We start from the raw sequence: 12,505 nt of genomic DNA on the forward strand, positions 1-12,505 counted from the left end.
AACTCTCCAGAGTTGCTTCCATTTACCGGTAAGGACTGCAACCCGCAGCCCGCTAACTGCCTGAAAGATCAATACGTCTTACGCCATTGCTGCGTGGATGATCGGTCGGGCAAAACTGGTAATTCCGCAAATTTCCTTGTTTTAACAAGATTCAACACGGAAAACGGCATCATTATTCCATTGCTAACCTTGTTATAGCAAGATGACTTTTACCATTTGTTACCCGGTTACTCACAGTTTTTGCACCTCTCTGTCAGGATTGTTCTAATAACAACCAATCCCTTCAGTGAGATGTCTGCTGTCACCAGGTCACCATAATATAAGCATAGAAAAATGAGTGGCGCGAATGCGCCTGGCTATTTAGAATCGCCGACCATGAAAACTGAGACTCCAGCCGTAAAATTTGTCGCGATTTCTGCTGATGAAGCGGGACAACGCATCGATAACTTTTTGCGCACCCAATTGAAAGGTGTGCCGAAAAGCATGATTTACCGTATTTTGCGTAAAGGCGAAGTACGGGTGAATAAGAAACGGATTAAGCCTGAATATAAGCTTGAGGCGGGCGATGAAGTGCGCATTCCGCCGGTTCGCGTTGCTGAACGCGAAGAGGACGCCGTTTCTCCGCATTTACAGAAGGTCGCCGCACTGAGCGACGTTATCCTTTATGAAGACGACCATATTCTGGTGCTGAATAAGCCGTCGGGAACGGCGGTGCACGGCGGCAGCGGGCTGAGCTTCGGGGTGATCGAAGGGCTGCGCGCGCTGCGCCCGGAAGCGCGATTCCTTGAACTGGTGCATCGCCTTGACCGCGATACCTCAGGTGTACTGCTGGTGGCGAAAAAGCGCTCGGCGTTGCGTTCGCTGCACGAACAACTACGCGAAAAGGGAATGCAGAAAGATTATCTGGCGCTGGTGCGCGGTCAGTGGCAGTCGCACATGAAAGTGGTGCAGGCGCCGCTGCTGAAAAACATTCTGCAAAGCGGCGAGCGCATTGTGCGGGTCAGCAGCGAAGGGAAACCGTCCGAAACGCGTTTTAAAGTGGAAGAGCGGTTTGAGTTTGCGACGCTGGTGCGCTGCAGTCCGGTGACCGGGCGTACGCACCAGATACGCGTGCATACGCTTCACGCCGGGCATCCTATCGCCTTTGACGATCGCTACGGCGACCGCGAATTCGACAAACAGCTGGCGGGGACGGGGCTGTCACGTCTGTTCCTGCATGCGGCGGCGCTGAAATTTACTCATCCCAATACGGGTGAAACTATCCGCATTGAAGCGCCGATGGATAATGCGCTGAAGCACTGCCTGCACGTGCTGCGTAGCCAGAAATAAGGTTGTAGGCCGGGTAAGCGTAGCGCGCCACCCGGCGTTTTTCAGGCCAGTAACGGATTCCAGTGCTCGCGCCGTAGCATCTGACAGAGCGCAATCAGCGGCAGGCCGACCAGCGTGTTCGGATCGCGCCCCTCCAGCCGCTCGAAGAGCGAAATGCCCAAACCTTCACTTTTAAAGCTGCCCGCGCAATTCAGCGGACTCTCTTTGCGAATATAATCGCGTATTTCCTGTTCAGTCAGATGGCGAAAATGCACATCAAACGGTTCGCATTCCGTTTGCAGATGACCGTTTGCTGAATTATAAAGCGCCAGCCCGGTATAAAAGGTGACAATATTACCGCTGGCTTTCTTTAATTGTTTAAACGCCTTTTCTTCGGTATGCGGTTTGCCGGTAATGGCGCCGTCCAGAATACAGACCTGATCGGAACCAATAATAAGATGTTCCGGAAAACGCTGTGCGAGCGCCTGCGCTTTGGCCTGCGCCAGCCGTAAAACCAGCTGGCGGGGCGATTCATCCGCCAGTGGGGTTTCATCGACTTGTGGGGCAGCGCATTCAAAGGGGATACCGAGCTTTTCAAGCAGCATCCGGCGGTAGGGAGAGGTGGAGGCAAGAACAAGGTTTGGCATATTTTTTCAGTCAGGTATGGCGAATCGGTTAGCGTCATTTTAAACTACAGGCCGCAATGTGTGCGAATAAATGGCAAAAGGCGTCTTCGGGTGCCTTTTTCTTTGACTATACGACGTTACAAAGTTAATATGCGCGCCCTATGCAAAAGGTAAAATTACCCCTGACTCTTGATCCGGTTCGTACCGCTCAAAAACGCCTCGATTACCAGGGCATTTATGCCGCTGATCAGGTTGAGCGTGTTGCCGAATCTGTAGTCAGTGTGGACAGTGATGTGGAATGCGACATGTCATTCGCTATCGATAACCAGCGTCTTGCGGTGATAACCGGCGACGCAAAGGTGACGGTAACCCTCGAATGTCAGCGCTGCGGGAAACCGTTCACGCATCACATTCACACCACGTATTGTTTCAGTCCGGTTCGTTCTGACGAACAGGCTGAAGCACTCCCGGAAGCGTATGAGCCGATTGAGGTTAACGAATTCGGTGAAATCGACCTTCGGGCGATGGTTGAGGATGAAATCATTCTCTCCTTGCCGGTAGTTCCGGTGCATGATTCTGAACACTGTGAAGTGTCCGACGCGGACATGGTCTTTGGTGAACTGCCTGAAGAGGCGCAAAAGCCAAACCCATTTGCCGCATTAGCCAGCTTAAAGCGTAAGTAATTGAGGAGTAAGGTCCATGGCCGTACAACAGAATAAACCAACCCGTTCCAAACGTGGCATGCGTCGTTCCCATGACGCGCTGACCGCAGTTACCAGCCTGTCTGTAGACAAGACTTCTGGTGAAACCCACCTGCGTCACCACATCACCGCCGACGGTTACTACCGCGGTCGCAAGGTAATCGCTAAGTAATCACGCGCAAGCGTGATGAAGCTTAGTGAGGATTTCCCCGCGCAAGCGGGGAGAAACGAACCGGGCAGCGACGATACCTTGACACGTCTGACCATAGCGTTAGATGTCATGGGAGGCGATTTTGGCCCTTCCGTGACGGTGCCTGCAGCTTTGCAGGCACTGGGTTTCAATTCGCAACTCTCACTTCTTTTAGTCGGCGATCCCGACGCCATCTCGCCATTACTCGCCAAAGCTGATTTCGAACAACGTTCGCGTCTGCAGATTATCCCTGCACAGTCAGTTATTGCCAGTGATGCGCGACCATCTCAGGCGGTGCGTAACAGCCGGGGAAGTTCGATGCGTGTGGCGCTCGAACTGGTGAAAGAAGGGCGTGCGCAGGCCTGCGTCAGCGCGGGCAATACCGGCGCGTTGATGGGGCTGGCGAAATTACTGCTCAAGCNTAGAAGGCATTGAGCGCCCGGCGCTGGTGACGGTATTACCGCATCAGCAAAAGGGCAAAACGGTCGTGCTCGATCTGGGGGCGAACGTCGATTGCGACAGTACCATGCTGGTGCAGTTTGCGATCATGGGCTCGGTGCTGGCGGAAGAAGTCGTCGGTATCAACAAGCCGCGAGTCGCGTTGCTCAACATCGGTGAAGAAGAGAGCAAAGGGCATGAAAGCATTCGTGATGCTTCTGCGTTGCTTAAAACTGTGCCAACTATCAACTATATTGGTTATCTTGAAGCCAACGAGTTGTTAACGGGCAAAACCGATGTGTTGGTCTGTGATGGCTTCACCGGAAACGTCACGTTAAAAACCATGGAAGGCGTTGTCAGAATGTTTCTTTCGCTGCTGAAATCGCAAGGGGAAGGAAAAAAACGGTCGTGGTGGCTGATTTTATTAAAGCGTTGGTTACAAAAAAGCCTCTCCAGGCGATTCAGTCACCTCAACCCCGACCAGTATAATGGCGCCTGTCTGTTAGGATTGCGCGGCACGGTGATTAAAAGTCATGGTGCAGCCAATCAGCGCGCGTTTAGCGTTGCGATTGAACAGGCAGTGCAGGCGGTGCAGCGGGAGGTCCCTCAGCGGATTGCCGCTCGCCTGGAATCTGTATTACCGGAAAAAGACTGAGCGTACATGTATACGAAGATTATTGGTACCGGCAGTTATCTGCCCGCACAGGTGCGTACTAACGCCGATTTGGAAAAGATGGTTGATACGTCTGACGAGTGGATTGTCACGCGCACAGGTATCCGTGAACGTCGTATTGCTGCGCCGAATGAAACCGTTGCAACAATGGGCTTTGAAGCCGCACAGCGCGCGCTGGAAATGGCGGGTATCGCGAAAGACGATATCGGCCTGATCGTGGTGGCAACCACCTCCGCCACGCACGCGTTTCCAAGTGCGGCCTGTCAGATCCAGAGCATGCTCGATATTAAAGGCTGTCCGGCGTTTGACGTCGCGGCGGCCTGCGCAGGCTTTACCTACGCGCTGAGCGTTGCCGATTTGTACGTGAAATCCGGTGCAGTCAAATATGCGCTGGTGGTGGGGTCCGACGTGCTGGCCCGCACCTGCGATCCAACCGATCGCGGCACCATTATTATTTTTGGCGATGGCGCAGGGGCTGTCGTGGTAGGCGCCTCCGAAGAGCCGGGTATCATCTCTACCCATCTTCACGCGGATGGCAGCTATGGCGAGCTGTTAACGCTGCCAAACGCTGACCGCGTGAATCCGGAAAACGCCATTTACCTGACCATGGCGGGTAACGAAGTCTTTAAAGTGGCTGTCACGGAACTGGCGCATATTGTCGATGAGACGCTGGCGGCTAACAATCTTGACCGTTCGCAACTGGACTGGCTGGTGCCGCACCAGGCGAACCTGCGCATTATCAGCGCGACCGCGAAAAAACTGGGCATGTCGATGGACAACGTCGTGGTAACGCTCGACCGCCACGGCAACACGTCTGCCGCGTCGGTGCCGTGTGCGCTCGACGAAGCCGTTCGCGATGGCCGCATCAAGCGGGGTCAGTTGGTTCTGCTTGAGGCCTTTGGTGGCGGTTTCACCTGGGGTTCTGCGCTGGTTCGTTTCTAGGATAAGGAAGAATAACATGACGCAATTTGCTTTTGTGTTCCCGGGACAGGGTTCGCAGACGGTCGGGATGTTGTCTGAAATGGCAGCAAATTACCCGATTATTGAAGAGACTTTTGCTGAAGCCTCTGCGGCTCTGGGCTATGATCTGTGGGCACTGACGCAACAAGGGCCAGCGGAAGAACTCAACAAGACCTGGCAGACGNNCACTGGCGCGATGTCGGCCATCATCGGGCTGGATGACGCCGCGATTGCTAAAGCGTGTGAAGAATCTGCTGAAGGGCAGGTGGTTTCACCGGTTAACTACAACTCGCCGGGCCAGGTGGTGATCGCCGGGCATAAAGACGCCGTTGAACGTGCGGGTGCCGCCTGTAAAGCTGCTGGCGCGAAACGCGCGCTGCCGCTGCCGGTCAGCGTACCGTCACACTGTGCGCTGATGAAGCCAGCCGCAGAAAAACTGGCGGTTGAGCTGGCAAAAATTACGTTCAAGGCACCGCAGGTGTCCGTTGTTAACAACGTTGACGTAAAATGCGAAACCGCGGCAGACGCCATTCGTGATGCGCTGGTGCGCCAGCTGTACAGCCCGGTTCAGTGGACGAAGACCGTTGAATTTATGGCCGCGCAGGGCGTTGAACATCTGTATGAAGTCGGACCGGGTAAAGTCCTCACCGGGCTGACAAAACGTATTGTCGACACACTGACCGCGTCGGCCATTAATGAACCGGCGGCAATGTCAGCGGCGTTAGAACAATAACAGAGGAAAGACAAAACCATGAGTTTTGAAGGAAAAATCGCGCTGGTTACTGGTGCAAGCCGTGGTATTGGCCGCGCAATTGCTGAAACGCTCGTCGCCCGTGGCGCGAAAGTGATCGGGACGGCGACCAGCGAAAGCGGCGCGCAGGCGATCAGCGACTATTTAGGTGCTAACGGTAAAGGTCTGATGTTGAATGTGACCGATCCGGCATCTATCGAATCTGTACTGGAAAATATTCGCGCAGAGTTTGGCGAAGTCGACATTCTGGTCAATAATGCCGGGATTACTCGCGATAATCTGCTTATGCGAATGAAAGAAGAAGAGTGGACAGATATTCTCGAAACCAATCTTTCATCCGTTTTCCGTCTGTCAAAAGCGGTAATGCGCGCTATGATGAAAAAGCGTCACGGGCGTATTATCACTATCGGTTCTGTGGTTGGTACCATGGGAAATGCCGGTCAGGCCAACTACGCTGCGGCGAAAGCAGGTCTTATCGGTTTCAGTAAATCGCTGGCACGTGAAGTTGCGTCTCGCGGGATTACTGTGAACGTTGTTGCTCCGGGCTTTATTGAAACGGACATGACGCGTGCGCTGTCTGACGATCAGCGTGCGGGTATTCTGGCGGAAGTTCCAGCGGGTCGCCTCGGTGACGCAAAAGAAATCGCCAGTGCGGTTGCATTCTTAGCGTCTGACGAAGCGAGTTACATCACGGGTGAAACTCTGCACGTCAACGGCGGGATGTACATGGTTTGATCGCGATTTGCACAATATGCTCAGGAACCGCGCACTTCGCGCAATCCCGAGCAGCAAAGTGTGCGAAATAATTTGCGTTATTAGGGCGAATACCCGCAAAATAGCGTAAAATCGTGGTAAGACCTGCCGGGATTTAGTTGCAAATTTTTCAACATTTTATACACTACGAAAACCATCGCGAAAGCGAGTTTTGATAGGAAATTTAAGAGTATGAGCACTATCGAAGAACGCGTTAAGAAAATTATCGGCGAGCAGCTGGGCGTTAAGCAGGAAGAAGTTACCAACAATGCTTCCTTCGTTGAAGACCTGGGCGCTGATTCTCTTGACACCGTTGAGCTGGTAATGGCTCTGGAAGAAGAGTTTGATACTGAGATTCCGGACGAAGAAGCTGAGAAGATCACCACCGTTCAGGCTGCCATTGATTACATCAACGGCCACCAGGCGTAAGTGAACATCTCCAGGCGGTCACTCGACCGCCTGAGTTTTATCTTTTATTCGTCCCACGATCTCTTTTTTTATCCCTCCCTGGAGGACAAACGTGTCTAAGCGTCGTGTAGTTGTGACCGGACTGGGCATGTTGTCTCCTGTCGGCAATACCGTAGAGTCTACCTGGAAAACTCTCCTTGCCGGTCAGAGTGGCATCAGCCTGATCGACCATTTCGATACTAGCGCCTACGCAACGAAATTTGCTGGCTTAGTAAAGGATTTTAACTGTGATGACATCATCTCGCGTAAAGAACAGCGCAAGATGGATGCCTTCATTCAATACGGAATTGTCGCTGGCGTTCAGGCCATGCAGGATTCTGGCCTTGAAGTGACGGAAGAGAACGCCGGACGTATCGGTGCCGCTATCGGCTCTGGTATCGGTGGTCTCGGCTTAATCGAAGAAAACCATACTTCTCTGGTTAACGGCGGTCCGCGTAAGATCAGCCCGTTCTTCGTTCCGTCCACAATTGTGAATATGGTGGCAGGTCACCTGACCATCATGTTTGGTCTGCGTGGGCCGAGTATCTCCATCGCGACCGCCTGTACGTCAGGCGTGCATAATATCGGCCACGCGGCCCGTATTATTGCGTACAACGATGCTGATGTGATGCTGGCAGGTGGGGCAGAAAAAGCCAGTACGCCACTGGGCGTAGGCGGCTTCGGCGCTGCACGCGCGCTGTCTACCCGTAACGACAACCCGCAGGCGGCAAGCCGTCCGTGGGACAAAGACCGCGATGGCTTCGTGCTGGGTGACGGCGCGGGCATCATCGTTCTGGAAGAGTACGAGCACGCAAAAAAACGCGGTGCAAAAATCTACGCCGAAGTGGTTGGCTTTGGTATGAGCAGCGATGCCTACCATATGACGTCGCCGCCGGAAAATGGCGCAGGTGCTGCGCTGGCGATGGTTAACGCACTCCGCGACGCGGGCATTGAGCCAGGCCAGATTGGCTACGTCAACGCACACGGCACGTCCACCCCGGCGGGTGACAAAGCCGAAGCGCAGGCGGTGAAAAATGTGTTTGGTGCTGCAGCAAGCCGCGTGATGGTCAGCTCCACCAAATCCATGACCGGTCACCTGTTAGGTGCGGCGGGTGCGGTAGAGTCCATTTACTCCATCCTTGCGCTGCGCGACCAGGCGATCCCGCCGACCATCAACCTGGATAACCCGGATGAAGGTTGCGATCTGGACTTCGTTCCACACGAAGCGCGCCAGGTCAGCGGAATGGAGTACACCCTGTGTAACTCCTTCGGCTTCGGTGGCACCAACGGCTCTCTGATCTTCAAAAAGGTCTGATCCTCTCCTTAAGGCCTGCGTTTGCAGGCCTTTTCTTTAAGCGCATTCCCCTTGTAACCCTTCCAGCCTGCTGCCAGACTGACAGACACAGATAAGGAGCTTCTATGTTCTTGATTAACGGCAAAGAACGAGACTCTCTGGCGGCGAACGACCGCGCCATTCAGTTTGGTGATGGCTGTTTTACCACGGCGCGTGTTCGTCACGGCAGGGGCGGTCGTGGCTACAACCCCGCGGCCTGCCTGACACCGATCCGCATGCTCTCCCTGTCACCCGCGCCAATGCATTACGCGCGCTGGCGGGAAGCGGGCATTACACTGGCGCTGAGTCCGGTGCGCCTCGGACGTAACCCGCATCTCGCCGGGCTCAAACACCTCAATCGGCTTGAGCAGGTGCTGATCCGTGCGCATCTTGAGCAGACGGATGCGGAGGAGGCGCTGGTCCTTGACAGCGAAGGGTGGGTTACGGAATGCTGTGCGGCTAATTTGTTCTGGCGGGCAGGTGACACCGTTTTTACGCCGAGGCTCACCCACGCCGGCGTCAACGGCATCATGCGTCAGCATTGTCTGTCGCGGCTGGCACAAAGCCGCTATCACGTTGTCGAAGTGAGTGCGCGTGAAGAAGCGGTACAGCAGGCGGATGAAGTTTTGCTGTGCAACGCGCTGATGCCGGTAGTGCCAGTGAAGGCGTTCGGCGACGTGCGCTACCTGTCCCATGAACTGTATGAATTTCTGGCCCCTTATTGCGAGTTGTCCGATTAGCCATGAAGAAAATGTTACGTTTTGTCCTGTTGTTGCTGGTGGTGTTGGGTATCGCCGCGGGCGTTGGGATGTGGAAAGTTCGTCAGCTGGCGGACAGCAAACTGCTTATCAAAGAAGAGACGATTTTCACGCTGAAAGCGGGAACCGGGCGCAAAGTGCTGGGCGACGAGCTGTACGCTGACAAGATCATTAATCGCCCGCGAGTTTTCCAGTGGCTGCTGCGCGTTGAACCCGACCTTTCGCATTTTAAAGCGGGCACCTACCGGTTGACCCCGGAGATGACCGTGCGTGACATGCTTCTGCTACTGGAAAGCGGCAAAGAAGCGCAGTTCCCGCTGCGTTTTGTCGAAGGCATGCGGCTGAGCGATTATCTGAAACAGCTGCGTGACGCGCCGTATATCAGGCACACGCTGAAAGACGATGAATACGCGACCGTCGCGCAAGCGCTGGAACTGAAGCACCCTGAGTGGGTGGAAGGCTGGTTCTGGCCGGATACCTGGATGTACACCGCGAACACTACCGACGTCGCTATCCTCAAGCGTGCGCACCTGAAAATGGTCAACGCCGTTGAGCAGGTCTGGAAAGGGCGGATGGACAATCTGCCGTATCAGGATCAAAACCAACTGGTGACGATGGCCTCGATCATCGAAAAAGAGACGGCGGTGGCCAGCGAACGTGACCGCGTGGCGTCGGTTTTTATCAACCGTCTGCGCGTTGGCATGCGTTTGCAGACCGATCCCACCGTGATTTACGGCATGGGGGCGAGTTATAATGGCAATCTGTCGCGCAAAGATCTGGAAACGCCGACGGCGTATAACACCTACGTCATCGCCGGGATGCCGCCAGGGCCGATTGCGACGCCGGGCGAAGCATCCCTGAACGCCGCCGCGCATCCGGCAAAGACACCGTATCTCTATTTTGTGGCTGACGGTAAAGGCGGCCACCAGTTTACGACCAATCTCGCNNCGTCATCGAAGGTCTGGAAGGTGCGGGTAAAACCACCGCACGCAACATGGTGGTGGAAACGCTGGAAAAGCTGGGCATTCACGATCTGGTGTTCACCCGCGAGCCGGGTGGAACGATTCTGGCCGAAAAACTGCGCAGTCTGGTGCTCGATATCAAATCCGTCGGTGACGAAGTTATTACGGACAAAGCGGAAGTGCTGATGTTCTATGCTGCCCGCGTACAGCTTGTTGAGACGGTCATTAAACCGGCGCTGGCGAAAGGGCAATGGGTGATTGGCGATCGCCATGACCTCTCCACGCAGGCCTATCAGGGCGGCGGACGAGGGATCGATCAGACCATGCTGGCGACGCTGCGCGACGCCGTGCTTGGCGATTTCCGCCCGAACCTGACCCTTTACCTCGACGTGACGCCGGAAGTGGGCCTCAAACGTGCCCGCGCGCGTGGCGATCTCGATCGCATCGAGCAGGAGTCGCTGGATTTCTTCAACCGCACCCGCGCGCGCTACCTCGAACTGGCTGCTCAGGACAGCAGCATTCGTACTATTGACGCCACCCAGCCGCTGGAAAACGTGATGCAGGACATCCGTGACACTGTGACGGCGTGGGTGAAGGAGCAAAATGCATGAAATGGTATCCGTGGTTGCGCCCCCATTTTGAGCAGCTGATTGCCAGCTATCAGGCCGGGCGTGGGCACCATGCGTTACTGATACATTCGTTACCCGGCATGGGTGACGATGCGCTGATCTATGCGCTGAGTCGCTGGTTGATGTGTCATCAGCCGGACGGCCACAAAAGCTGTGGGCAGTGTCATAGTTGCCAGTTGATGCAGGCGGGCACCCATCCCGACTACTACCATCTGCTGCCGGAAAAAGGCAAAAATGCCCTTGGCATTGACGCCGTGCGTGAAGTGAGTGAAAAGCTGTACGAACACGCGCGACTCGGCGGCGCGAAAGTGGTGTGGATTAGCGACGCGACGCAACTGACCGATGCCGCTGCCAACGCGCTGTTAAAAACGCTCGAAGAGCCGCCGGAAAAAACATGGTTCTTCCTCGCCTGCGAAGAGCCCGCGCGGTTACTGGCGACGCTGCGTAGCCGGTGCCGGTTACATCATCTGTCACCGCCTGCGGAAAGCTGGGCGATGGCGTGGCTTGAGCGAGAAGTGACAACGTCACAAGAAGCGCGTTTAACGGCGTTGCGCCTCAGCGCCAGCGCCCCTGCGGCGGCGCTCGAGCTGCTACAGGAAAACAACTGGAGTGCGCGCCAGCAACTGTGTCAGGCGCTGGATGCCGCGCTCATCAGCCAGGACTGGCTGTCACTGCTTCCGGCCTTAAACCATGACAACGCCGCGACGCGGCTGCACTGGTTTGCTTCGCTGCTGCTGGATGCGCTTAAAATTCAGCAGGGTATTACGCTGTTGACCAACACCGATGCGCTGGCGCTGACCGAAAAACTGGCCCGTACATGGCCTGCGGTGACGCTGCGGGCGATCGTGCAGGACGCCTGCGAATGCCGCGAACAGCTGCTGAGTGTTGTCGGCCTCAATCGCGAACTGATCCTCACCGAGCGCCTGCTGCGCTGGGAGCATTACCTGCAACCGGGAGCGGTACTTCCCGTATCTCAATTCTGAGAGAGACATTATGTTTTTAGTCGACTCACACTGCCATCTCGATGGCCTGGATTATCAATCCCTGCATAAAGACGTTAACGACGCGCTGGCCAAAGCCGCCGCCCGTGACGTGAAATTTTTCCTGGCGGTCGCCACCACGCTGCCGGGATATCGCAACATGCGTGAACGGGTGGGCAACCGTGCCGATGTGGCCTTTTCCTGTGGCGTGCATCCGCTCAATCAGGACGAAACCTATGACGTTGACGAGCTGCGTAAGCTGGCGGCGGAAGAGGGCGTTGTGGCGATGGGGGAAACCGGGCTCGATTATTATTACACGCCTGAAACGAAAGCCCGTCAGCAGGAATCGTTTCGCCATCATATCCGCATCGGGCGTGAACTGAACAAGCCGGTCATCGTGCATACCCGCGATGCGCGTGAAGATACACTGGCGATCCTGCGCGAAGAAAAGGTGACGGATTGCGGCGGCGTACTACACTGTTTCACAGAAGACAGAGAAACCGCGGGTAAGTTGCTGGATCTTGGGTTTTACATCTCCTTTTCCGGCATCGTGACTTTCCGTAATGCCGAACAACTGCGGGATGCCGCGCGCTACGTGCCGCTGGACCGACTGCTGGTGGAGACCGATTCCCCGTACCTGGCGCCGGTCCCGCATCGCGGAAAAGAGAACCAGCCAGCGCTGGTGCGTGACGTTGCGGAATACATGGCGGTGTTGAAAGGGGTGGCGGTTGAACAACTGGCGCAACAGACCACCGAAAACTTCGCGCGTTTGTTCCATATCGACCCCTCCCGCCTGCAGGACGCCTGATTTCCTGCTTATTTTAAAGCTCGTAATTAATAAGCAAAACGAGTAAAGTTCACCGCCATAAAATGGGCGGTGAACGGGTTATTTGAAACATCCTGACATCGTTTATGTAAAGAAACGCAAGTTTTTTGGCTGGCGCTAACCGAAACGTGATAGCCGTCAAACAACATCGGACTGATTTATTTTACTCT

Annotated in this window: 13 protein-coding genes and 2 pseudogenes; 14 read left to right on the top strand and 1 reads right to left on the bottom strand. The window is 55.2% G+C overall.

Annotation, left to right across the window (positions count from 1 at the left end; genetic code table 11):
* Positions 1–375: 375 nt before the first annotated feature.
* Positions 376–1,329: a 23S rRNA pseudouridine(955/2504/2580) synthase RluC gene (rluC, locus tag GM30_RS21555; RefSeq protein WP_192901457.1), complete on the top strand. Its 954-nt coding sequence runs from the start codon at positions 376–378 to the stop codon at positions 1,327–1,329.
* A 41-nt stretch (positions 1,330–1,370) separates the two neighbouring features.
* Here the strand turns inward: rluC and GM30_RS21560 are convergent, their stop codons facing one another.
* Complete coding sequence (locus GM30_RS21560) at positions 1,371–1,955, bottom strand: Maf family protein (protein ID WP_049850259.1); 585 nt, start codon at positions 1,953–1,955, stop codon at positions 1,371–1,373.
* A gap of 140 nt (positions 1,956–2,095) precedes the next feature.
* On the opposite strand from GM30_RS21560, the gene yceD reads away from it, so the two are divergent.
* The 13 genes and pseudogenes from yceD to GM30_RS21625 all read left to right on the top strand — a co-directional run bounded on the left by yceD (position 2,096) and on the right by GM30_RS21625 (position 12,317).
* Positions 2,096–2,617: a 23S rRNA accumulation protein YceD gene (gene yceD, locus GM30_RS21565; RefSeq protein ID WP_049850260.1), complete on the top strand. Its 522-nt coding sequence runs from the start codon at positions 2,096–2,098 to the stop codon at positions 2,615–2,617.
* Between the two features lie 16 nt (positions 2,618–2,633).
* Positions 2,634–2,807, top strand: coding sequence for a 50S ribosomal protein L32 (rpmF, locus tag GM30_RS21570; protein ID WP_002435125.1), 174 nt, complete (start codon positions 2,634–2,636; stop codon positions 2,805–2,807).
* 78 nt (positions 2,808–2,885) lie between these two features.
* Positions 2,886–3,918 (top strand): annotated as a pseudogene (plsX, locus tag GM30_RS21575) (phosphate acyltransferase PlsX).
* A gap of 6 nt (positions 3,919–3,924) precedes the next feature.
* Entirely contained in the window at positions 3,925–4,878 is a 954-nt protein-coding gene (gene fabH / locus GM30_RS21580) for a beta-ketoacyl-ACP synthase III (protein WP_049850261.1), read from the top strand.
* 16 nt (positions 4,879–4,894) lie between these two features.
* Positions 4,895–5,629, top strand: coding sequence for an ACP S-malonyltransferase (locus GM30_RS21585; RefSeq protein ID WP_049850262.1), 735 nt, complete (start codon positions 4,895–4,897; stop codon positions 5,627–5,629).
* 18 nt (positions 5,630–5,647) lie between these two features.
* A complete protein-coding gene (gene fabG, locus GM30_RS21590; RefSeq protein ID WP_049850263.1) occupies positions 5,648–6,382 on the top strand; it encodes a 3-oxoacyl-ACP reductase FabG in 735 nt (244 codons plus the stop codon).
* A gap of 210 nt (positions 6,383–6,592) precedes the next feature.
* A complete protein-coding gene (gene acpP, locus GM30_RS21595) occupies positions 6,593–6,829 on the top strand; it encodes an acyl carrier protein (RefSeq protein ID WP_000103754.1) in 237 nt (78 codons plus the stop codon).
* Positions 6,830–6,920: 91 nt separating this feature from the next.
* Positions 6,921–8,162, top strand: coding sequence for a beta-ketoacyl-ACP synthase II (gene fabF / locus GM30_RS21600; protein ID WP_049850264.1), 1,242 nt, complete (start codon positions 6,921–6,923; stop codon positions 8,160–8,162).
* Positions 8,163–8,266: 104 nt separating this feature from the next.
* Positions 8,267–8,920, top strand: a complete 654-nt coding sequence (gene pabC / locus GM30_RS21605; protein ID WP_049850265.1) for an aminodeoxychorismate lyase — start codon at positions 8,267–8,269, stop codon at positions 8,918–8,920.
* Positions 8,921–8,922: 2 nt separating this feature from the next.
* Positions 8,923–9,897, top strand: a pseudogene (gene yceG, locus GM30_RS21610) (cell division protein YceG); the annotation flags it as partial.
* A complete protein-coding gene (gene tmk / locus GM30_RS21615; RefSeq protein ID WP_072094214.1) occupies positions 9,891–10,511 on the top strand; it encodes a dTMP kinase in 621 nt (206 codons plus the stop codon). The pseudogene yceG and the gene tmk, both read left to right, overlap by 7 nt.
* Entirely contained in the window at positions 10,508–11,512 is a 1,005-nt protein-coding gene (holB, locus tag GM30_RS21620) for a DNA polymerase III subunit delta' (protein WP_049850266.1), read from the top strand. The genes tmk and holB overlap by 4 nt, the downstream gene beginning before the upstream one ends.
* 10 nt (positions 11,513–11,522) lie before the next feature.
* Positions 11,523–12,317: a metal-dependent hydrolase gene (locus GM30_RS21625; protein WP_049850267.1), complete on the top strand. Its 795-nt coding sequence runs from the start codon at positions 11,523–11,525 to the stop codon at positions 12,315–12,317.
* The last annotated feature ends 188 nt before the right edge of the window (positions 12,318–12,505 follow it).

Source organism: Trabulsiella odontotermitis (genome assembly GCF_001188485.1).
GTDB classification, from domain to species: domain Bacteria; phylum Pseudomonadota; class Gammaproteobacteria; order Enterobacterales; family Enterobacteriaceae; genus Trabulsiella; species Trabulsiella odontotermitis_A.

Excerpts from the sequence above, each read along its gene's own strand:
- holB (WP_049850266.1), top strand. The coding sequence starts at position 10,508 with ATGAAATGGTATCCGTGGTTGCGCCCCCATTTTGAGCAGCTGATTGCC.
- fabH (WP_049850261.1), top strand. The coding sequence starts at position 3,925 with ATGTATACGAAGATTATTGGTACCGGCAGTTATCTGCCCGCACAGGTG.
- rluC (WP_192901457.1), top strand. The coding sequence starts at position 376 with ATGAAAACTGAGACTCCAGCCGTAAAATTTGTCGCGATTTCTGCTGAT.
- GM30_RS21625 (WP_049850267.1), top strand. The coding sequence starts at position 11,523 with ATGTTTTTAGTCGACTCACACTGCCATCTCGATGGCCTGGATTATCAA.
- fabG (WP_049850263.1), top strand. The coding sequence starts at position 5,648 with ATGAGTTTTGAAGGAAAAATCGCGCTGGTTACTGGTGCAAGCCGTGGT.
- yceD (WP_049850260.1), top strand. The coding sequence starts at position 2,096 with ATGCAAAAGGTAAAATTACCCCTGACTCTTGATCCGGTTCGTACCGCT.
- acpP (WP_000103754.1), top strand. The coding sequence starts at position 6,593 with ATGAGCACTATCGAAGAACGCGTTAAGAAAATTATCGGCGAGCAGCTG.
- rpmF (WP_002435125.1), top strand. The coding sequence starts at position 2,634 with ATGGCCGTACAACAGAATAAACCAACCCGTTCCAAACGTGGCATGCGT.
- GM30_RS21560 (WP_049850259.1), bottom strand. The coding sequence starts at position 1,955 with ATGCCAAACCTTGTTCTTGCCTCCACCTCTCCCTACCGCCGGATGCTG.
- pabC (WP_049850265.1), top strand. The coding sequence starts at position 8,267 with ATGTTCTTGATTAACGGCAAAGAACGAGACTCTCTGGCGGCGAACGAC.